This is a genomic window from Pseudomonas sp. Eth.TT006 (assembly GCF_054456575.1).
In genome coordinates this window covers 114,949-134,464 of record NZ_JBTJEN010000004.1, presented here as the reverse complement: position 1 = coordinate 134,464, position 19,516 = coordinate 114,949, and the positions used below count along the sequence as shown (strand labels likewise).

Sequence of the window (19,516 nt, the reverse complement as noted above, 5' to 3'; positions counted from 1 at the left end):
GCTGATCTGCTCCGTATAACCGTTGCTCAGCTAAGTCTTTGCTTCTGCTCATTTATCGCGGAGAATCGCGCCCCTGTTTCGGCCGGAGCATGTCTGTCGGTTTTTTCCGACGCGTCCTGACCGAGTGGCAAGTGACCGGAATGCGGAGATCCGACCGGATGAATGATCAGGCCAATAGCGTCGACGCACGCTATGAAGCGGCAGCACCAGCTGAACTGTCGAGCTGGAATCGCCATGACACCACGTGGATGTTGGGACTGTTCGGGACGGCCATTGGCGCCGGTACCCTGTTTTTGCCGATCAACGCCGGGCTGGGTGGCTTCTGGCCGCTGGTGATCCTCGCGCTGCTGGCGTTCCCGATGACATTCTTCGCTCACCGCGGCTTGACCCGCTTCGTGCTCTCCGGTCGTGAAGGCGCCGACATCACCGAGGTGGTCGAGCAGCATTTCGGCATCAAGGCCGGCGCGCTGATCACTTTGCTGTACTTCTTCGCGATCTTCCCGATTCTGCTGATCTACAGCGTCGGCCTGACCAATACGGTCGCCAGCTTCCTCGAACACCAACTGCACATCACGCCGCCACCGCGCGCGCTGCTGTCGTTCGTGCTGATCCTCGGCCTGCTGGCGGTGGTGCGTTGTGGCGAAACGGCGATCGTCAAGGCCATGAGCCTGATGGTGTATCCGTTCATCGTTGCGCTGCTGTTCCTCGCGGTGTATCTGATCCCGCACTGGACAGGCGGCATTCTGACCACCGCCTCGCAAGTGCCCGCACCCTCGGCATTGCTGCATACGCTATGGCTGGCGATCCCGGTGATGGTGTTCTCGTTCAACCACTCGCCGATCATCTCGGCGTTCGCGGTGGATCAGAAGCGTCGCTACGTTGCCAATGCAGAGCAACGCAGCTCGCAGATCCTCTGCCGCGCGCACCTGTTGATGGTGGTGATGGTGCTGTTCTTCGTCTTCAGTTGCGTGCTGACCCTGTCGCCGGAGCAACTGGCCGAAGCCAAGGCACAGAATCTGTCGATCCTGTCGTACCTGGCCAACCATTTCAGCAACCCGGCCATTGCGTTTGCCGCGCCGCTGATTGCCTTCGTGGCGATCTCCAAGTCGTTCCTCGGTCACTACATCGGCGCCAGCGAAGGTCTCAAGGGGCTGATCATCAAGAGCGGCAAGCGTCCGGGCGCCAAGGCGCTGGATCGCATCGTCGCCGCGTTCATGCTGGTGGTGTGCTGGATCGTTGCCACTTTGAACCCGAGCATCCTCGGGATGATCGAGGCAATCGGCGGTCCGGTGATCGCGGCGATCCTGTTCCTGATGCCGATGTACGCGATTCGCAAGGTACCGGCGATGGCGCGTTATCGCGGTCAGGCGTCAAACGTATTTGTCACCGCAGTCGGTCTGGTAGCGATTTCGGCGGTGATTTATTCGCTGACGGCGTAAGCCCAAGCGCCAGAGACTCAGCTACAGTGGCCGCTGTGCGTCATGCGCACAGCGGCTTTTTTTCGTCTGGAGACAGTGGATTGTCGAGCGCCCCTCAACCTGTAGAACAACCTGATCGCTGGCGGGATATCCTCGCGGGCCTGTCGATTGCCGGCCTGTTGTTGCCGGAGGCAGTGGCTTATTCGACCATCGCCGCGCTGGCGCCCCAGGCCGGGGTGATCGCACTGTTCGCCGGGTTGCTCTGCTACGGGCTGTTGGGTACCAGCCGCTTTGCCATTGTTTCCGCGACGTCATCTTCGGCCGCGGTGCTGGCGGCGGCTACCGCGACCATGGCCAACGGTGACCCGCAATTGCGCGCGACACTGGCGGCTGGCCTGGTGCTCGTCACCGGCGGCTTGTTCCTGCTGGCGGGGATTTTTCGTTTCGGCAGCGTCACCTCATTCATCGCCAAACCGGTGCTGCGCGGATTCGCCTTCGGCCTGGCCGCCACCATCATTCTCAAGCAGGTCGCCAGCGTGGTCGGTGTGCATCTGACCGACGCCAATCTGGTGCGCTTCGCCCCGCAACTGTTCGAGCAACTGCCGCAGTGGAACTGGTCGGCAGCCGCGGTCGCTGCGGTGGCGTTGCTGTTGTTGGGGCTGTTCTCACGTTTTCCGCGGGTGCCCGGCGGCTTGCTGGTCGTGGTCATTGGTATCGCGGCGGGGCAATGGCTGAACCTGCCGGCCCACGGTGTGAAGCTGATCGGCTTGATCGACCTCAGCCTTGAAGTGCCGAACCTGCCGGTGCTGCCGTTCGCCGACTGGTTGCGATTGGGGGAGGTGGGGTTTGCGCTGGTGATGATTCTGTATGCCGAATCGTATGGCTCGATCAGTTCATACGCGCTGAAACATGGCGACCGGGTGACCTCCAACCGTGATCTGCTGGCACTCGGTGCATCGAATCTGCTGTCCGGGCTGTTTCACGGCATGCCGGCGGGGGCCGGGTATTCGGCGACGTCGGCCAACGAGGCAGCCGGGGCAACTTCGCGCTGGGCTGGCGGGGTGGCGGCGCTGGTGGTGCTGCTGATCGTGTTGACGGTGTTGCCGTGGATTGCCCTGACCCCGGAGCCGATTCTGGCGGCCATCGTCATGCATGCGCTGGGCCGTGGCTTGAGTCTGCAGCCGCTGGGACGCTATTTCATCTGGCGGCGGGACCGGTTGCTGGTGTTGTGCGCGGTGGCGGCGGTGCTGGTGCTGGGGATTCTCGACGGCTTGCTGGTATCGGTGGCGATTAGCGTGTTGTTGATGCTCAAGCAGATGTCGGCGGCGGATATTCAGCTACTCGGGCGGATCGACGGCGGGCATGATTTTGTCGATCTGCAGCGCCATCCAAAGGCGACCGCTGAACCGGGGATATTGATCGTGCGACCCAGCGAGGCGTTGTTCTTCGCCAATGTCGAGCGGATTCTCGGTGCGGCGCTGCGTTTGATACGGCACGCGGACGCGCCGCTGCACACGGTGATTCTCAGCCTTGAGGAAACCCCGGACCTGGACGGCACCAGCATCGAGGCGATGCAGGAGTTCTTTTTGCGCGTGCATCAGGCGGACAAGCGGCTGATTCTGGCGCGGCTCAAGCATGGGGCGCTGGCTGCGTTGGAGGCGTTGCCGGAGGTGACGGCCAACGGCGTGGTCCTCAGCGGGCGGAGCGTCGATGGCGCGGTGCAGCAGGCCCTCAACCTTCGCGCATAATTGCTCTATGTAGGAGCTGTCGAAGGCTCGGGCCGCGATCGGACGATCTTTTGATTTTGTTTTTAAAGAGCAAGATCAAAAGATCGCAGCCTTCGGCAGCTCCTACAGGGTTATGCGATCCGGCATGGGCGTGTTCAGGCAAATAGGAGGGAAATTCAAGCCATAAAAAAACGCCGCCCATCTCACGATGGGCGGCGTTTTTCATTGCGTTGCGACGTTAGGCTTGAACGACCGGAATCTTGGCGTTCGCTGCGGCTTCACGGAACTCGGCGATCTGATCGAAGGACAGGTAGCGGTAGACATCGGCCGCCATGCTGTCGATCTTGCCAGCGTATTCCATGTACTCCTCGACGGTCGGCAGGCGACCCAGGATCGAGGCCACGGACGCCAGCTCGGCCGAAGCCAGGTAGACGTTCGCGCCGTCGCCCAGACGGTTCGGGAAGTTACGGGTCGACGTCGAGACCACGGTGCTGTTCGGCTCAACGCGTGCCTGGTTGCCCATGCACAGCGAGCAGCCTGGCATTTCCATGCGTGCGCCGGCCTTGCCGTAGATGCCGTAGTAGCCTTCTTCGGTCAGTTGGTGAGCGTCCATCTTGGTCGGCGGCGACAGCCACAGACGGGTTGGCAGCTGACCCTTGACCTGATCCAGCAGCTTACCGGCAGCGCGGAAGTGACCGATGTTGGTCATGCACGAACCGATGAACACTTCGTCGATCTTCTCGCCAGCGACGCTGGACAGCAGACGGGCGTCGTCCGGGTCGTTCGGCGCGCACAGGACTGGCTCGCTGATGTCGGCCAGATCGATTTCGATGACTTCGGCGTATTCGGCGTCGGCATCGGCTTCCATCAGCTGCGGGTTGGCGATCCAGGCTTCCATCGCTTGCGCACGACGTTCCAGGGTGCGCGCATCGCCGTAGCCTTCGCCGATCATCCACCGCAGCAGGGTGATGTTGGACTGCAGGTACTCAGTGATGGATTCTTTCGACAGCTTGATGGTGCAACCGGCAGCCGAACGTTCGGCCGAGGCGTCGGACAGTTCGAACGCCTGCTCCAGGGTCAGACCTTCCAGACCTTCGATTTCCAGGATGCGGCCGGAGAAGGCGTTTTTCTTGCCTTTCTTCTCGACGGTCAGCAGACCGTTCTGGATCGCGAAGTAAGGAATCGCATGAACCAGGTCACGCAGGGTGATGCCAGGTTTCATTTTGCCTTTGAAGCGCACCAGGATCGATTCCGGCATGTCCAGCGGCATGACGCCGGTGGCCGCGGCGAACGCGACCAGACCGGAACCGGCCGGGAACGAGATGCCCATCGGGAAACGGGTGTGCGAGTCACCACCGGTACCCACGGTGTCCGGCAGCAGCATGCGGTTCAGCCACGAGTGGATGATGCCGTCGCCCGGACGCAGGGAAACGCCGCCGCGGGTCATGATGAAGTCAGGCAGGGTGTGGTGGGTGGTCACGTCGATCGGCTTCGGATACGCCGCGGTGTGGCAGAACGACTGCATCACCAGATCAGCGGAGAAGCCCAGGCACGCCAGGTCTTTCAGTTCGTCACGGGTCATCGGACCGGTGGTGTCCTGAGAGCCGACGGTGGTCATCTTCGGTTCGCAGTAGGTGCCAGGACGCACGCCCTGACCTTCTGCCAGACCGCAAGCCTTGCCGACCATTTTCTGCGCCAGGGTGAAGCCCTTGGTGCTTTCGGCCGGTGCTTCAGGCTTCTTGAACAGATCGAATGGCGGCAGACCCAGTTCGGCGCGCGCCTTCTCGGTCAGGCCACGGCCGATGATCAGCGGGATACGGCCGCCGGCACGGACTTCGTCCAGCAGCACAGGGGTCTTCATTTCGAAGGTGGTGATGACTTCGTCGGTACCGTGCTTGCAGACTTTGCCAGCGTGCGGGTACAGGTCGATCACGTCGCCCATGTTCATGTTCGACACGTCGAACTCGATTGGCAGTGCGCCAGCATCTTCCATGGTGTTGTAGAAGATCGGAGCGATTTTGCTGCCGAAGCAGAAACCGCCAGCGCGCTTGTTCGGCACGTAAGGGATGTCGTCGCCGAAGAACCACAGCACCGAGTTGGTTGCCGATTTACGCGAGGAACCGGTACCGACCACGTCACCGACGTAGGCGATCGGGAAGCCCTGGCCGCGCATTTCTTCGATCTGCTTCATCGGGCCGGTCTTGCCTTGCTCGTCCGGAACGATGCCTTCACGGGCCATTTTCAGCATGGCCAGGGCGTGCAGCGGGATGTCAGGACGCGACCAGGCGTCTGGCGCCGGGGAGAGGTCGTCGGTGTTGGTTTCGCCGGTGACCTTGAACACGCGCAGGCTGATCTTGTCGGCCAGCACCGGGCGCTTCTTGAACCACTCGCCGTCAGCCCAGGATTGCAGCACGGCTTTCGCGTGAACGTTGCCGTTCTTGGCTTTTTCCGCGACGTCGTGGAAGGCATCGAACATCAGCAGGGTGTGCTTGAGTTCTTCGGCAGCCACTGGCGCCAGTTCGGCGTTGTCCAGCAGTTCCACCAGAGTCACGATGTTGTAGCCGCCCTGCATGGTGCCGAGCAGTTCTACAGCGCGTTTCTTGTCCAGCAGAGGGGAGGTGACTTCGCCTTTGGCCAGGGCCGACAGGAAGCCGGCTTTGACGTAAGCGGCTTCGTCCACTCCTGGTGGTACGCGATTGGTGATCAGGTCAACGAGGAAAGCTTCTTCGCCAGCCGGAGGATTCTTCAGCAGCTCGACCAGGCCTGCAGTTTGTTCGGCGTTAAGCGGCTGGGGAACGATACCCAGGGCTGCACGCTCTTCGATATGTTTGCGGTAGGCTTCAAGCACAGTATTACCCTCATCAGTGGTCCCAAATGGGTGTCCGGGACGCTCATCCCGAAATTGCCGTACTCATGCACCGCACGACGTTGTGGGTCGTCTGGTCAGAATTACCGGCAATTCCTTACAGAAGCTGCTTTCAAAGTTTTACGCCTGCAGAACGGGGAGCTGATGAGGGTTGGCGTTGGGCTTTTCCCCGCTGGAAAAACCCTTCGCCAACACCGCTCTGAAGGAACGACTGTGCTCGTGACGCTTTGAAAACAGCTTCTAACGGACATTGGCGCCTTAAAAGGCTGGCTGATTCTACGGCAAAAAAAATTTAAAGGTAAGTCGCACTCTATTGGACTTTGGTGGCGTTGCGTGGCCGTGGCGCAAACCGCGATCCGGCGCTTGCCCTTTATGTTTGAGGGGTGATCAACGCCCGACAAAGGGCTAACATGCCGGCCTGTCCCGCGTTTCAGTGTTTTGCCAATTTATGCCCAATCAGACCATCAAGACCCCCTGCGTCGGCCTCTGCTCCACTGTTTACGGAGATCTGGTGTGCCGTGGCTGCAAGCGTTTCCACCACGAAGTGATCCATTGGAATGGGTACGGCGAGGAGGAAAAGCGTGCGGTGTGGTTGCGGCTGGAGCAATTGCTGTCACAAGTGATGGCAAGCAAGGTCGAGATCTTCGATCCGGCGCGCCTGCGCCAGCAGCTGGAACAGCGCAAGATCCGCTTCGTGCCGCATCAGTCGGAATATTGCTGGGCCTATCAGCTGATCGCACGCGGGGCGCGGGTGATCATTAATCTGGAAGCCTACGGAATGGTGTTGCTGCCGGAGTTCCGCGACTGGAACCTGCCGGAATTGCGCGATGCCATTGATCGGGAATTCTTCCTGCTGTCGGAAGCGCATTACCAGCGCTACATCGCGCCGGGTTTTCTCAAGGACGCCTTCGGCGCCTGAAGATCAAAAGCTTCGCGAGCAAGCCCGCTCCCACAGGGGAATGCATTGTAAATGTGGGAGCGGGCTTGCTCGCGAAGACCGACTTTCAAACGCCGCAGTTCCTAATGCTTCACCGCCAGTTCCACCAGATGATCCTCAACCTCCTGCGGCTTGAGCACCAACACATCGCTCTCCAGCGCATCCAGCACCACTTCGGCAGTGTTGCCGATCAGTGCGCCTGAGAGCCCGGTTCGCGCCACGGTGCCAATCACGGTTACAGCCGCCTGCAGCTTGTGCGCCATGAACGGGATCAGCACATCCGCCGGGCCTTCCTCGATGTGCAAGTGCTCGTCATCGACATCGAACTCGGCCTGGAACGCCTTGCATTGCTCGCGATACTTCGCCTCGATGGTTTCCTTGAGCTGAAAGGTCGGATCCGCTGCTGACAGCATCGGCGACGGATGCGCCGCGATCACATGCAGGTGTCCCTTGGCCAGGCTGGCAATATCGAAGCCATGATCGATGATGGTGGTATGCAGGTGCCGGTGCTCGCCATCGGCGTTACCCACATCGACTGCCGCCAGAATCACCCGCTCTTTCCACGGCGTGCTGGTTTTCACCAGCAGCACCGGGGTAGGGCAGTGGCGCAGCAGTTTCCAGTCGGCCGGGGTCAGCAGGGCCTTTTTCAGTGCGCTGTCGGGGAAATGCTGCTTGATCACCAGTCCGCAACCTTCGGCCTGCTGCACGTCGATGATGGTTTCGTGCAGGCTCTCGTTCCACGCCTGTTCGGTGGTCACGCTGTAGCCGTCTGCCAGCAGCGCGGACTTGAGCACGCTGAGCATGCCGGCGTGATCGTGTTTCTTGTCGCACACCAGCAGGTGCAGATGGGCCTGGGTCACGCCGGCGATCAGCTTGGCGCGCTTGAGTGCCAGGCTTTCCGAATGTTCGGGTTCGATGACCACCAGAATGCTGCGAATGGCTTGCATGAGCGGAGTCTCCAGCAAAGAAAAGGCACGGCGTTGCACAACTATAGTTGCTGCTCATGCGCCCGCGACTTGATGCATATCAACGCCTGCGGCTGGTGGTCTGCGGGCAGGCCGGTATAATCGGCGCCCTTCGCTCGAACACCTTTAGCCGTGAGCCCCATGATCCTGCCCGAAATCCACGAATTCCTTGGCTGCCGCACGCCCGACGCCTGGGTCCAGGCCGCACTGGCCGATCAGGAAACCCTGCTGATCGACCACAAGAACTGCGAGTTCAAGGCTGCCAGCACCGCGCTGAGCCTGATTGCCAAGTACCATTCCCATGTCGACCTGATCAACATGATGTCGCGTCTGGCCCGGGAAGAACTGGTGCATCACGAGCAAGTCATGCGCATCATGAAACGCCGCAAGATCGAGCTGCGCCAGTTGCACGCCGGGCGTTACGCCTCGGGCCTGCGCAAAGTGGTGCGCAGCCACGAACCGGTGAAACTGGTCGATACCCTGGTGGTCGGCGCCTTCATCGAAGCGCGCAGTTGCGAGCGTTTCGAAGCGCTGGTGCCGCATCTGGACGAAGAACTCGGCAAATTCTATTTCGGCCTGCTGAAAAGCGAGGCGCGGCATTTTCAGGGTTATCTGAAACTGGCTTATCATTACGGTGACGCGAAGGACATCGCTCAGGTGATCGACAAGGTTCGCGCTGCCGAGCAGGAACTGATCGAATCGCCCGATGAAGAGTTCCGCTTCCACAGCGGCGTCCCGGTGAACGCATAACCTGTAGGAGCTGCCGCAGGCTGCGATCTGTTGATTTTTTGAAGCAACCCCCCGTGTCAGCCTATCTGTCGCCTCTCTTGATTGACTCATTCACTTAAGGGGGCGAAGGTACATGGCAATGCCGAAACGTTATGACGATGACTTCAGAGACTGGGCTGTTCAGCAGATGATGCCGCCCCTAAACCGTTCCGTGGCAGAGCTCGCTGTTGCAATCGGCGTCACACCACAGTCGCTGCGAAACTGGAGACAAATGGCTAGAGATAAAGGTTTGATCGTTCCTGGAAACAATAAAACCAGCGATCAATGGTCCAGCGCCGACAAGTTCAACGCTGTGATGGAAACCGCGCCTTTAAACGAGGTGGAGCTTTCCCAGTACTGCCGAATCAAGGGCATTTATCCCGAACAGATTCAGCAATGGCGCTTGGCTTGCCAGAACGCCAACGCGGCACTTGATCCTCAACCGAGCAAGAAGCAAACCGCCGAGCAAAGGCGAATCAAGGAGCTTGAGCGACAACTGCTTCGCTCCGATGCCGATCGTAAGGAGGCGGTGGCTTTACTGGAACTCAGAAAAAAAGCCAATGCGATCTGGGGCAAGGACAAGGAAGACTGATCAGCGCCCCTGATCGTATGCAGGCTTTGGGGCTGATCGCCGAGGCAGTCGAAAATGGGGCGCGCCGATTTCGGGCGTGCAATGAGCTTGGGCTTTGTCTAAGGACAATCCAACGTTGGCGATATTGCCAAGCAGACAGGCGTCAGATCGTCCAACGCTCAGCACCGCCCAATAAACTCAGCGCCGCAGAGCGGCAGGCTGTTCTAGATGCAGCCAACCAACCTGGCTACGCAAGCCTGACACCGCACCAGATCGTCCCCAAACTAGCGGACGAAGGCATTTATCTGGCATCGGAATCGACGTTCTATCGGGTGTTGAAAGAGGCGAATCAAAATATGCGCCGTGGTCGCGCCAAGGCACCGAAGCGTCGAGTGTTGACCACCCATCGTGCAGATGGCCCTAATCAAGTGTGGTGCTGGGATATCACCTGGTTACCCACCACGGTCAAGGGTCGCTTCTACTACTGGTACATGGTCAAAGACATTTACAGCCGCAAGCTGGTGACCAACGAAGTGCATGAGTCTGAATGCTCAGAGCATGCATGCGTGCTTCTTGAAAAGGGATGCTTGCGAGAGCGTACGGCAGGTAAACCGCTGGTGTTGCACTCAGATAACGGGCATGTGATGAAAGGCTCTTTGCTACGTGAAAGCATGATCTCGCTGGGCGTTGAACCCTCGTTCAGCCGCCCGCGAGTAAGCAATGACAACGCATACGCAGAAGCGCTTTTCCGCACGGCCAAATATTGTCCGCTGTGGCCGGATCGACCCTTCGATAATCTGATGGAGGCAAGGCTCTGGGTGCAGAAGTTCGTCGAGTGGTACAACGAAGAACACCGCCATAGCGCCTTGAAATACGTGACGCCGAATGAGCGCCACGAGGGTAAGGCGTCAGCGTTGCTGCAGGCACGGGAGGACCTTTACGAATCTGCCAAAGCGACCAATCCCTGCCGCTGGAGCGGAAAAGTGCGTAACTGGCAGCTTGCAAATGCAGTTTATTTGAACCCAGAACGCATGGACGCTGGGGCTGCAATGGGTTGCTGAAGCAGTAGTGAGGCGACAGGTACATTGACACGCACCGGCAAGATCAAAAGATCGCAGCCTGCGGCAGCTCCTACACAGAAACTGTAAAAAACTCTTAAGAGTATGAAAGATCACCACAAACCGGCCCCAGCGGCCGGTTTTTGCTGCCCGAAACAACGCCGCAGCAGCGATTGCCGCCATAATGCCGGCCACTTCTCATAGGGCTTGGCAGACAGTCGTTATGGATAACCTGGGTTTTGGCAAAGTTCTGCTGGTCGAAGACGATGAGCGTCTGGCCACGCTGATTGCGCACTTTCTTGAGCAGCATGGCTACGAGGTGCGTGCGGTGCATCGCGGTGATCTGGCGGTGGCGGCGTTTCTCGAGTTCCAGCCCAAAGTGGTGGTGCTCGACCTGATGCTGCCGGGGCAGAGCGGGCTGCACGTGTGCCGGGAAATCCGCAGCGTGGCGGACACGCCGATCGTTATCCTCACCGCCAAGGAAGACGACCTCGACCACATTCTCGGCCTCGAATCCGGCGCCGACGACTACGTGGTCAAACCGATCAAACCGCCGGTACTGCTGGCACGCCTGCGCGCGTTGCAGCGGCGGCAGATGCCGGAGGCCGGGGTGGTCAGTGCGCTGGAGTTCGGCCGCTTGAGCATTGATCGCAGCTGCCGCGAAGTGCGCCTGGCCGGCGATATCATCGAAATGACCACCATGGAATTCGAGCTGCTGTGGCTGCTGGCCAGCGCCGCCGGCAAGACTTTGTCCCGCGATGACATCCTCAATCGCATGCGCGGTATCGCCTTCGACGGCCTCAATCGCAGCGTCGACGTGTACATCAGCAAGCTGCGCAACAAGCTCAAGGACAACCCGCGCGAACCGGTGTGCATCAAAACCGTGTGGGGCAAAGGTTATCTGTTCAATCCATTCGCGTGGGAGCTGTAGATGCTGCGGTTATTTTTCGGGCTGTTTCTGGTGATGACCGTGGGTCTGGTCCTCGCGCTGCAAACCGTCGAACACACCTTCAACGCCTTGCTCGACGACCAGATGCGCGCCTATAACCGTGAGGCGGTGCGCGGGCAGGCGTGGTCGCTGGTCGAGCACATGCGCGATCAGCAAGGCGCGGCGCGCGAGCAGAGACTGGAAGCGTTGCGCCCGCATTACGGCTTGTCGCTGAAACTGGTGGAAGCCGATCAACTGGCGCTCAGCGCCGAGGAGCAGGCCGAGCTGGCGCAGAACCTGTTGGTGATTCGCGACGACTACACCCAGTTCATCAGCAACATCGACGGTGGCTCGCAGTTGCTCAGCATCAAGCTGCCGCCGGAGCCGAGCCTGATGCCGTTCTACATCGCGGCGGCGTACGCGATGCTCGCGGTGCTGATCGGCATCGTGCTGTTTTTCTGGGTGCGCCCGCACTGGCGCGATCTGGAAAAACTGCGGCTGGCCGCCGAGCGCTTTGGCGATAACGATCTGGCGGTGCGCATTCAACTGTCCAGACGCTCGAACATCCGCGACCTGGCGGAACACTTCAACCTGATGGCCGCGCGCATCGAGAGCCTGATCGCCAATCAGCGCGAGTTGACCAACGCGGTGTCCCACGAACTGCGGACGCCGATTGCACGCCTGTCGTTCGAGCTTGATCAGCTCAAGCAACAACCGGACGCCAGCCAGAATCGCGAGCTGATCGCCGACATGTACGCCGACCTTGGCGAGCTGGAGGAAATGGTCTCCGAACTGCTGACCTATGCCAGCCTCGAACGCGGCGCAACGGTGATCAAACGGGAAAACATTCAGGCGGCGAACTGGCTCGACAGCGTGGTCGGCAGCGTCGCGCTGGAGGCGGAAGCGGCGGGGGTGCAGTTGCTGATCGGCGATTGCCGGCTCGACACTGTGCGCATCGAACCGCGCTTCATGGCGCGGGCGGTGATCAATCTGCTGCGCAACGCCATTCGTTACGCCGAGCAGCGCGTTGAGGTAACGCTGGAGCGCAGCGGCGATTATTACGAGGTGCGGGTCAACGACGACGGTCCGGGTGTACCGGTGGAAGGCCGGGAGAAAATCTTCGAGCCGTTCTCGCGCCTGGATGCCAGCCGCGACCGCCGCACCGGTGGTTTCGGCCTGGGGTTGGCGCTGGTGCGGCGGGTGTCGCAGTCCCATGGCGGGCAGGTCGAAGTCGGGGACTCGGTGTGGGGCGGGGCGTCGTTTCGGCTGACCTGGGCGCATCTGGACTGATTTGTGTAGGCAGTTCCGGCCCTATCGCTGGCAAGCCAGCTCCCACAGGTTCCTGGGCGTGCACAAAACCTGTGGGAGCTGGCTTGCCAGCGATAGGGCCATCAATCACACCCCAAAACTCAGCTCAGCTGAGCAACCCCAACCGCTCATGCCACTGCGCAATCGATTCCTCGGGATACACCTCAAACTGCTTGTCCAAGGCTTTGGCAGCCACCTCGACCCACGGTGCCTTTGAACCGAGCATCAAGTGCGTGTGTTCCGGCGGCACCGGTAGCGGCGTGTCTATAGCGGAGGCGAACGGGTGGATCAGCTCTGGCCATTGCGGGCTGAACAACCACAAAGCGCTGCCGCACTGCGAGCAGAAGTGCCGTTCGGCGCTGCTGCGGTGCGCGCGTTTTTCGCCTTCGTCCTTCATCTTCGCGTGGTAGATCGAGATGTGTTTGCGTCCCTGCACCTTGAGGCTGGCCGCGTCGCCACCCAGGTTGATCGCATAACCGCCACCGCCCTGAGTCTTGCGGCAGATCGAGCAGTAGCAGCGTTGATAAGGGTAGGGATGGGCGCTGGTCAGGCTGAAGGTGACGGCGCCGCAGTGGCAGGAGCCTTCGAGGTGCATGAGGGGCCTCCGGTGGGCTGGATGGTGTTGATCAAGTCTGGAAGAAATACATGAATGTGCCGACAGCCAGCCCCACATTGAAACGCAATCCTGTAGGAGCTGCCGCAGGCTGCGATCTTTTGACTTTGATCTTTTGAAAAGCCAGATCAAAAGATCGCAGCCTGCGGCAGCTCCTACAAGGGGCTTGGTGGTTTCGGCACGCGCCATAGATACCACGCCGCTACCGTCCGATACGGGCTCCACGCCTGGCCGATCTCGATGATCTGCTTGCGCGTCGGCTGCACCGCCAGGCCCTTCAACCGTCGATAGCCTTCGCGTACGCCAAAATCATCCGCCGGCAGGATATCCATGCGTTCCAGGCTGTAAATCAGCAGCATTTCCACGGTCCAGCGGCCCACCCCGCGCAGGCTGACCAGACGCTCGATCAAAGCCTCGTCGTCCATTGCCAGCGCCGTGGGGTAATCCGGGACCACGCCGTCCAGTGTCGCCTGAGCGATGCCTTGAATGGTCGCGATCTTGCCCGCGGAGAACCCGCAGCCGCGCAGTTGCTCGAAGCTCGCCGCCAGAATCTGTTCGGGTTTGGGAAACGTCTGCCCGGGAAACAACGCGACCAGACGCCCGACAATCGCGTCCCCGGCCTTGGCGTGCAGTTGCTGATAGGCAATCGCCCGGACCAGTGATTCGTAGGGATCACGTGTTGGGTGCGGCTGATGCAGGCACGGGCCGACGGCGCTGATGTGCCGCTGCCAGTCGTCGTCGAGTGCGGCCAGATAGGTGCTGGCCGCTTGATAACGCTCAATCATGTTCGTTCAGCAAGCATCGCGGTCCTTGGATGGGGGGGGACGTCGTCAAACGCCAGTTGCCGAGTGATCTGCAGCGCGGCGTTTTCCAGGCGCAGCAGAAACGCCTTGCGCGGTTGTCCGCCACCATAGCCGGTCAGCGAGCCGTCCGCACCGATCACCCGATGACATGGCACCACGATCGACAGCCGATTGTGCCCGTTGGCCAGGCCCACTGCGCGACTGGCGCCGGGTTTGCCCAGGCGTGCGGCGAGTGCGCCGTAGGTGGTGGTCTGGCCGTAGGGAATCTTCTGCAATTCGGCCCAGACCTGGCAATCAAACGCGCTGCCGGGCAGGTGCAGGGCGACGCCGAATGTGCTGAGCGTGCCGGCGAAATACGCCACCAGTTCGCTTTCGATCTGTTGCAGATGCGCGTTGTGCCCCGGCGCGACCACGTAGCCGTAGCGACTTTGCAGTTCCTCGATTTCACGGGTCAGCGCCGGGCGATCGAGGAACTCCAGCAGCACCAGCCCGCGCCGCTCGGCCATGGCGATCATTGGCCCCAACGGCGTGGTCAGGCGGGTAAACAGCAGCGGTTCGGTACTGGCCGCGCGGCCCGGGGTGATATGGAACGATTTCTGGAACGCGTCGCGAAAGCCGCTGAGCGATTCGTAGCCTGAATCAAACGCCGCATGGTCGATCGACGTACCTTGGCGGATCCCTCCCAGCGCCATGCCTAGGCGCCGGGTGCGCAGCCAGGCGTGGAAGGTCATGCCGAAATGCTGTTTGAACCAGCGCCGCAGCTTCAGCGGCTCGATACCCTCGGCCAGCAGTTGCGCATCGCTCCAGCGCAGCTCCGGGTCGGCATCAACCGCTGCCAATAAGCGCTGCACCCAGTCGGGGGCAATCGCCGCGGCGTCCAGCGGCTTGCAGCGCAGGCAGGCGCGATAACCGGCCGACAGGCACTCATCGGCATGGGCGAAAAATTCCACGTTTTCCGGTTTCGGCTTGCGTGCCGTGCAACTGGGTCGGCAGAAGATCCCGGTGGTTTTCACGGCCGTGAAGAACACCCCCTCGTAGGCGGTGTCGCGTTCGAGCATGGCGCGAACCATCTCGGCGTGGGGGGGCAGCGGTGCGGTTGGTATGTTCATGGGCTGAGGGTAAATCCGGATTCTCGATGGCTCCACCGAAAAATCGACAGTGAATTTTCAATATCGCTCAACTACCGTGTAGGAGCTGCGGCACGCTGCGATCTTTTGATGTTGATCTCGATCTTTAAAAGCAAAAGCAAGATCAAAAGATCGCAGCCTGCGGCAGCTCCTACAGAATCTTCATAGTTCCCACGCCAGCAGTTCATACAAAGTGGGTGAGGTGTCGGGTATATGCTGCCATTTTCAATTCAACGCATTGACCACATCGTCCTGCGCGTCGCTGATCTGCAGCGCAGCATCGACTTCTATGGCCGGGTATTCGGTGCTGAACTGGTCAAACACAACGAGAAACTTGGTCTGGTGCACCTGCGTGCCGGGACCTCGATGATCGATCTGGTCGACCTGCAAGGCGAACTGGGCAGGAAGGGCGGCGCGGCGGCCGGTGCCGAGCGGCGCAATGTCGATCACTTCTGCCTGCGCATCGAGCCGTTCGATGAAGCGGCGCTGCTCAGCCATCTGCAAGCCTGTGGCCTGAGCGTCGCAACCGCTGCCAGACGTTTCGGCGCCGAGGGCTACGGCCTTTCGCTGTACTGCTTCGACCCGGATGGCAACCAGGTCGAACTCAAGGGCCCGTCCGAGGCTTAAGCGCGTTTGGCCAGTAACAGCACCGAAGCCGCCGCCGACAGCAACCCGGCACAGCAGCGGTTGAAGATGCGTTTGCCGCGCGGTTCGGCGAACCAGCGGCGCATGTGCAGGCCCATCCACGCATAGGCGCCAATGGCGATCCACTCCAGCAGCAGGAACAGCGCGCCAAGCACGGCAAATTGCGCCGCGACCGGTTTGCTCGGGTCGACGAATTGCGGCAAGAACGCGGTAAACAGCAAAATCGCTTTCGGATTGCCCGCCGCCACCAGAAACTCCTGGCGCGCCAGGCGGAAGAATCCCACCGACGCGCCCGCCAGCTGCTTTTCGGCGTCGGTATTGGCTCGCCACAGTTGCCACGCCAGGTACAACAAATAGCCCGCGCCGATGATCTTGATCGCGTGGAACAGCCATTCCGAGGTGTGCAGCACCGCTGACAATCCGGCACCGGCCAAGGCGATCATCCCGGCGAACGCCAGAATCCGGCCGGCGCCCGCCGCGCAGGCACGGCGATAGCCGTAGCGGGTGGCATTGCTCACCGACAGCAGGTTATTCGGACCGGGGGCCATGTTCAGGGCGAAACAGGCCGGGATAAACAGCGAAAGCGTGGCGAGGTCCATGGCGGGGGGCGCTCCAGCATCGGGGATGGGCTTTTTTTATCACAGGCCGACGCCGCCGCGACGGTACAGTCATGTGGCGCTGTCGCAGTACAGTCTCGCCCGCCGCCCCTTAAAAGCATCGAACTTTGTCGATCAGGCGAAACTCTGAAGTGTCTGAATGTGGTGTTTTCGTCAGAAAAAACTGCACGAAAAGTCAGAAAAAGACGATAGCCGTGTAATATTCATCGGACGTTGCAAACACCCTGCCGGCCCGCAAACGGCCCCACCAAGAGCGATCTACATGCAAGCAAAGGCCCGTGAAGTCTATGTGCCACCGGTGCTGCAAGATCTGCGAGCCGGCACTGCCGAACTGCATATCGCACTGGAAAAACGCCTTCCTTTTTTCTCCGATCAGCTCGATACCTACGCCTTCCAACGGTTGATGCAGGCCTATTTCGGGTTTTACCGTCCGTTGGAGCGTGCGCTGCTCGACAGCGGGCATGTTCCCGCCGATTTCGATCTGGCCGCGCGCCTGAAGGCACACACGTTGCAGCGCGACTTGGTCAATCTGGGCGAGACGGCTCAGTCGCTGGAACTATTATCCGTCTGTCATCAATTGCCGGTCATCGACTCCAGCGCCGCGTGCCTCGGCGTGTTGTATGTGCTCGAAGGGGCGACCTTGGGCGGACAGATCCTGCGCCGGGAAATCGCCACCCGCCTGAGCCTGGACGCCGACAACGGCGCGGCCTTTCTCGATGTCTACGCGGCCGCCACCGGGCGCCGCTGGCGTGATTTCATCGAATACCTCGGCGCGCGCCCGATGGACGTGGCCGAACGGGCCGCGGTGGTCGCAGCGGCGAAAACCACATTCAGCTGTTTCGAGCGTTGGCTCGAACGCCAAGAGGTACTGGCATGAACCCGCAAGATCAAGAAGCGTTTGAAGAGCTGCTGGCCAACTGTGCCAACGAACCGATCCGCACCCCGGGCGCGATCCAGCCCCATGGCCTGCTGCTGACGCTGAGCGAGCCTGCGCTGCACATCATCCAGGTCAGTGCCAACGTCGAAACCCTGCTGGCGCGGGAGCCGCAGGCACTGATCGGTCAGCCGCTGCACAGTCTGCTCGGCGACGCTTATGCCGCGGCAGTGCGCGAGGCCCTGCACCAACCGTCATTCTCCGACGCCGGGCCGCTGCAGTTGCGCCTCAATGGCACGGCGTTCGATGGCCTGCTGCACCGGCATCAGGGTGTGTTGATTCTGGAACTGGAAATCCACGTCGAAAATTTCCAGCCGCGCAATGTCGCCGGCACGCCGAGGCATTTGGGGCGCATGCTCCATCGTCTGCAAGGTGCCCAGAGCCTGCAGGCGCTGTACGACATCAGCGTCAAGGAAATCCAGGCCATGACCGGTTACGACCGGGTGCTGATTTACCGGTTCGAGGAGGAGGGGCACGGCCAGGTCATCGCCGAAGCGTCCGATCCGTCGATGGAAACCTTCAACGGCCTGTTCTTTCCGGCCTCCGACATTCCCGAGCAGGCCCGCGAGCTGTACCGCACCAACTGGCTGCGGATCATCCCCAATGCCGATTACCAGCCGGTGCCGCTGCTGCCACAACTGCGTCCCGACACCCAGGCGCCGCTGGATCTGAGTTTCGCCACGTTGCGCAGCGTGTCGCCGATCCATTGTCAGTACATGAAGAATATGGGCGTGCTGTCGTCGATGAGCATCTCGCTGATGCAGGGCGACAAGCTCTGGGGCCTGATCAGTTGCGGCAACCGTCAGCCGCTGCACGTACCGCATGAACTGCGCATTGCCTGCCAGACCATCGGTCAGGTGCTGTCGCTGCAGATCAGCGCCATGGAGTCGCTGGAAATCAGCCGCCAGCGCGAAGCGAAGCTCGATGCGCTGGCAGTGCTCAATCAAGCGATGATCGATTCGCCGCAAAACGTATTCGACGGCCTGGCCAATCAGCCGCAAATCCTGATGGCGCTGACCAATGCCGGCGGCATTGCGATCATCGAAGACAAACAACTGCATCGCTACGGCAATTGCCCGGAGCCGGAGCAAATCCGCGCCCTGCACAAATGGTTGCAGGAAAGCGGTGAGCCGGTGTTCGCCAGCCATCAGCTGTCCAGTGTCTACCCGCCTGCTGCGCAGTTTCAGCAGGTCGCCAGTGGCGTGCTCGCCATGAGCCTGCCCAAACCGGTGGACAACGGCGTGCTGTGGTTCCGCCCCGAGGTCAGAGAGAACATCAGCTGGAGCGGTGACCCGCGCAAGCCGCTGGATCTGCAAAACTCCGACAGCGGTCTGCGCCTGAGTCCGCGCACCTCATTCGAGATCTGGAAAGTCGAAATGGCCGGGATCTCCACCAAGTGGAGCCACGGCGATTTGTTTGCCGCCAACGATCTGCGCCGCTCGGCGCTGGAAAACGATCTGGCCCGCCAGGTGCACCGCGAGCAGGAGGCGGTGCGCGCCCGTGACGAGCTGGTGGCGGTGGTGTCCCACGATCTGCGCAATCCGATGACCGTGATCTCGATGCTGTGCGGCATGATGCAGAGGACCTTCAGTTCCGACGGCCCGCATACGTCACGGCGCATCTCAACCGCCATCGATACCATGCAGCAGGCTACGGCGCGGATGAACACGCTGCTCGAAGACTTGCTCGACACTTCGAAAATCGATGCCGGGCGCTACGTTATCCAGCCACGTTTGCTGGATGTCGCGCAGATCTTCGAAGAAACCCAGTCGCTGCTCGGGCCGCTGGCGCTGGACAAGGACATCAGCATCTCGTTCGAAGCCGATAGCGAACTGAAAGTGCATGCCGACCCGGAGCGCTTGTTTCAGGTGCTGTCGAACCTCATCAGCAACGCCATCAAGTTCACCCCGCGCACCGGCTCGGTGGGGGTGAAGGCCAGTGTGGATGGACAGAACATTGTGTTCAGCGTGCGTGATACCGGCGAGGGCATTGCGCCGGAGCACTTGCCGCGAGTGTTTGACCGCTACTGGACGATGAAGGAAGGCAACCCGACCGGGACCGGGCTCGGTTTGTATATCAGCCAGGGAATTGTCGAGGCTCACGGTGGGCATATCGAGGCCAGCAGTGAGCCGGGGCAGGGGACGGAGTTTCGGTTTACGGTGCCGGTGGTCATGAACGACCTATAAGGCTTTTATGCACAGCGCTGCGGCCTGACCCTTTGCTGTCAGGCC

Annotated in this window: 17 protein-coding genes; 10 read left to right on the top strand and 7 right to left on the bottom strand. The window is 60.8% G+C overall.

Annotated features, from left to right (window positions below):
- Nucleotides 1-158: 158 nt before the first annotated feature.
- Both ACXR0M_RS08315 and ACXR0M_RS08310 read left to right on the top strand, forming a co-directional pair.
- On the top strand, nucleotides 159-1,439 hold the full coding sequence (locus ACXR0M_RS08315; RefSeq protein ID WP_458831674.1) for a serine/threonine transporter: 1,281 nt from the start codon (nucleotides 159-161) through the stop codon (nucleotides 1,437-1,439).
- Nucleotides 1,440-1,519: 80 nt separating this feature from the next.
- Complete coding sequence (locus ACXR0M_RS08310; protein WP_458831452.1) at nucleotides 1,520-3,166, top strand: SulP family inorganic anion transporter; 1,647 nt, start codon at nucleotides 1,520-1,522, stop codon at nucleotides 3,164-3,166.
- Here ACXR0M_RS08310 and ACXR0M_RS08305 read toward each other — a convergent pair.
- A complete protein-coding gene (locus tag ACXR0M_RS08305; protein WP_458831451.1) occupies nucleotides 3,150-3,371 on the bottom strand; it encodes a hypothetical protein in 222 nt (73 codons plus the stop codon). The genes ACXR0M_RS08310 and ACXR0M_RS08305 overlap by 17 nt on opposite strands.
- 12 nt (nucleotides 3,372-3,383) lie before the next feature.
- Complete coding sequence (gene acnB / locus ACXR0M_RS08300; RefSeq protein ID WP_458831450.1) at nucleotides 3,384-5,993, bottom strand: bifunctional aconitate hydratase 2/2-methylisocitrate dehydratase; 2,610 nt, start codon at nucleotides 5,991-5,993, stop codon at nucleotides 3,384-3,386.
- A gap of 466 nt (nucleotides 5,994-6,459) precedes the next feature.
- Between acnB and ACXR0M_RS08295 the strand changes: the two genes are divergently transcribed.
- The gene (locus ACXR0M_RS08295) at nucleotides 6,460-6,930 is read left to right on the top strand and encodes a DUF1289 domain-containing protein (protein WP_007965774.1); all 471 of its coding nucleotides are present in this window, start codon (nucleotides 6,460-6,462) and stop codon (nucleotides 6,928-6,930) included.
- A gap of 101 nt (nucleotides 6,931-7,031) precedes the next feature.
- Here the strand turns inward: ACXR0M_RS08295 and ACXR0M_RS08290 are convergent, their stop codons facing one another.
- Nucleotides 7,032-7,895 carry a universal stress protein gene (locus ACXR0M_RS08290; protein ID WP_458831449.1) on the bottom strand — a complete coding sequence of 288 codons (864 nt, stop codon included), beginning with the start codon at nucleotides 7,893-7,895 and terminating at the stop codon, nucleotides 7,032-7,034.
- A gap of 159 nt (nucleotides 7,896-8,054) precedes the next feature.
- Between ACXR0M_RS08290 and miaE the strand changes: the two genes are divergently transcribed.
- The 4 genes from miaE (at nucleotide 8,055) to ACXR0M_RS08270 (ending at nucleotide 12,528) form a co-directional block, all read left to right on the top strand.
- On the top strand, nucleotides 8,055-8,663 hold the full coding sequence (miaE, locus tag ACXR0M_RS08285) for a tRNA isopentenyl-2-thiomethyl-A-37 hydroxylase MiaE (RefSeq protein ID WP_458831448.1): 609 nt from the start codon (nucleotides 8,055-8,057) through the stop codon (nucleotides 8,661-8,663).
- A gap of 118 nt (nucleotides 8,664-8,781) precedes the next feature.
- Nucleotides 8,782-10,313, top strand: a protein-coding gene (locus ACXR0M_RS08280; protein ID WP_458831447.1) for an IS3 family transposase whose coding sequence is annotated in 2 segments (ribosomal slippage) — nucleotides 8,782-9,247 and nucleotides 9,247-10,313 — 1,533 coding nt in all. Because the reading frame shifts where the segments join, the coding sequence is not laid out codon by codon here.
- 220 nt (nucleotides 10,314-10,533) lie between these two features.
- Entirely contained in the window at nucleotides 10,534-11,241 is a 708-nt protein-coding gene (locus ACXR0M_RS08275; protein WP_458831446.1) for a response regulator, read from the top strand.
- Nucleotides 11,242-12,528 carry an ATP-binding protein gene (locus ACXR0M_RS08270; protein WP_458831445.1) on the top strand — a complete coding sequence of 429 codons (1,287 nt, stop codon included), beginning with the start codon at nucleotides 11,242-11,244 and terminating at the stop codon, nucleotides 12,526-12,528.
- A 124-nt stretch (nucleotides 12,529-12,652) separates the two neighbouring features.
- On the opposite strand, the gene ACXR0M_RS08265 is transcribed toward ACXR0M_RS08270, so the two are convergent.
- The 3 genes from ACXR0M_RS08265 to ACXR0M_RS08255 all read right to left on the bottom strand — a co-directional run bounded on the left by ACXR0M_RS08265 (nucleotide 12,653) and on the right by ACXR0M_RS08255 (nucleotide 15,071).
- Nucleotides 12,653-13,141: a GFA family protein gene (locus ACXR0M_RS08265; protein ID WP_458831444.1), complete on the bottom strand. Its 489-nt coding sequence runs from the start codon at nucleotides 13,139-13,141 to the stop codon at nucleotides 12,653-12,655.
- A 173-nt stretch (nucleotides 13,142-13,314) separates the two neighbouring features.
- Entirely contained in the window at nucleotides 13,315-13,944 is a 630-nt protein-coding gene (locus ACXR0M_RS08260) for a DNA-3-methyladenine glycosylase family protein (RefSeq protein WP_458831443.1), read from the bottom strand.
- Nucleotides 13,941-15,071: a bifunctional transcriptional activator/DNA repair enzyme AdaA gene (locus tag ACXR0M_RS08255; RefSeq protein ID WP_458831442.1), complete on the bottom strand. Its 1,131-nt coding sequence runs from the start codon at nucleotides 15,069-15,071 to the stop codon at nucleotides 13,941-13,943. The genes ACXR0M_RS08260 and ACXR0M_RS08255 overlap by 4 nt, the downstream gene beginning before the upstream one ends.
- 231 nt (nucleotides 15,072-15,302) lie before the next feature.
- Between ACXR0M_RS08255 and ACXR0M_RS08250 the strand changes: the two genes are divergently transcribed.
- Nucleotides 15,303-15,716 (top strand): VOC family protein, encoded by a 414-nt coding sequence (locus ACXR0M_RS08250; protein ID WP_458831441.1) that lies wholly within the window; start codon nucleotides 15,303-15,305, stop codon nucleotides 15,714-15,716.
- On the opposite strand, the gene ACXR0M_RS08245 is transcribed toward ACXR0M_RS08250, so the two are convergent.
- The gene (locus ACXR0M_RS08245) at nucleotides 15,713-16,333 is read right to left on the bottom strand and encodes a LysE family translocator (protein ID WP_458831440.1); all 621 of its coding nucleotides are present in this window, start codon (nucleotides 16,331-16,333) and stop codon (nucleotides 15,713-15,715) included. The genes ACXR0M_RS08250 and ACXR0M_RS08245 overlap by 4 nt on opposite strands.
- A 280-nt stretch (nucleotides 16,334-16,613) precedes the next feature.
- Here ACXR0M_RS08245 and ACXR0M_RS08240 point away from each other — a divergent pair, with 280 nt between their 5' ends.
- Nucleotides 16,614-17,228: a biliverdin-producing heme oxygenase gene (locus ACXR0M_RS08240; RefSeq protein WP_458831439.1), complete on the top strand. Its 615-nt coding sequence runs from the start codon at nucleotides 16,614-16,616 to the stop codon at nucleotides 17,226-17,228.
- Nucleotides 17,225-19,471, top strand: a complete 2,247-nt coding sequence (locus ACXR0M_RS08235; RefSeq protein WP_458831438.1) for an ATP-binding protein — start codon at nucleotides 17,225-17,227, stop codon at nucleotides 19,469-19,471. Before ACXR0M_RS08240 ends, ACXR0M_RS08235 begins: the two co-directional genes overlap by 4 nt.
- The last annotated feature ends 45 nt before the right edge of the window (nucleotides 19,472-19,516 follow it).

Excerpts from the sequence above, each read along its gene's own strand:
- ACXR0M_RS08260 (WP_458831443.1), bottom strand. The coding sequence starts at position 13,944 with ATGATTGAGCGTTATCAAGCGGCCAGCACCTATCTGGCCGCACTCGAC.
- ACXR0M_RS08305 (WP_458831451.1), bottom strand. The coding sequence starts at position 3,371 with ATGAAAAACGCCGCCCATCGTGAGATGGGCGGCGTTTTTTTATGGCTT.
- ACXR0M_RS08240 (WP_458831439.1), top strand. The coding sequence starts at position 16,614 with ATGCAAGCAAAGGCCCGTGAAGTCTATGTGCCACCGGTGCTGCAAGAT.
- ACXR0M_RS08265 (WP_458831444.1), bottom strand. The coding sequence starts at position 13,141 with ATGCACCTCGAAGGCTCCTGCCACTGCGGCGCCGTCACCTTCAGCCTG.
- ACXR0M_RS08235 (WP_458831438.1), top strand. The coding sequence starts at position 17,225 with ATGAACCCGCAAGATCAAGAAGCGTTTGAAGAGCTGCTGGCCAACTGT.
- ACXR0M_RS08270 (WP_458831445.1), top strand. The coding sequence starts at position 11,242 with ATGCTGCGGTTATTTTTCGGGCTGTTTCTGGTGATGACCGTGGGTCTG.
- ACXR0M_RS08245 (WP_458831440.1), bottom strand. The coding sequence starts at position 16,333 with ATGGACCTCGCCACGCTTTCGCTGTTTATCCCGGCCTGTTTCGCCCTG.
- ACXR0M_RS08275 (WP_458831446.1), top strand. The coding sequence starts at position 10,534 with ATGGATAACCTGGGTTTTGGCAAAGTTCTGCTGGTCGAAGACGATGAG.
- ACXR0M_RS08255 (WP_458831442.1), bottom strand. The coding sequence starts at position 15,071 with ATGAACATACCAACCGCACCGCTGCCCCCCCACGCCGAGATGGTTCGC.
- miaE (WP_458831448.1), top strand. The coding sequence starts at position 8,055 with ATGATCCTGCCCGAAATCCACGAATTCCTTGGCTGCCGCACGCCCGAC.
- ACXR0M_RS08290 (WP_458831449.1), bottom strand. The coding sequence starts at position 7,895 with ATGCAAGCCATTCGCAGCATTCTGGTGGTCATCGAACCCGAACATTCG.
- ACXR0M_RS08315 (WP_458831674.1), top strand. The coding sequence starts at position 159 with ATGAATGATCAGGCCAATAGCGTCGACGCACGCTATGAAGCGGCAGCA.
- ACXR0M_RS08295 (WP_007965774.1), top strand. The coding sequence starts at position 6,460 with ATGCCCAATCAGACCATCAAGACCCCCTGCGTCGGCCTCTGCTCCACT.
- ACXR0M_RS08250 (WP_458831441.1), top strand. The coding sequence starts at position 15,303 with ATGCTGCCATTTTCAATTCAACGCATTGACCACATCGTCCTGCGCGTC.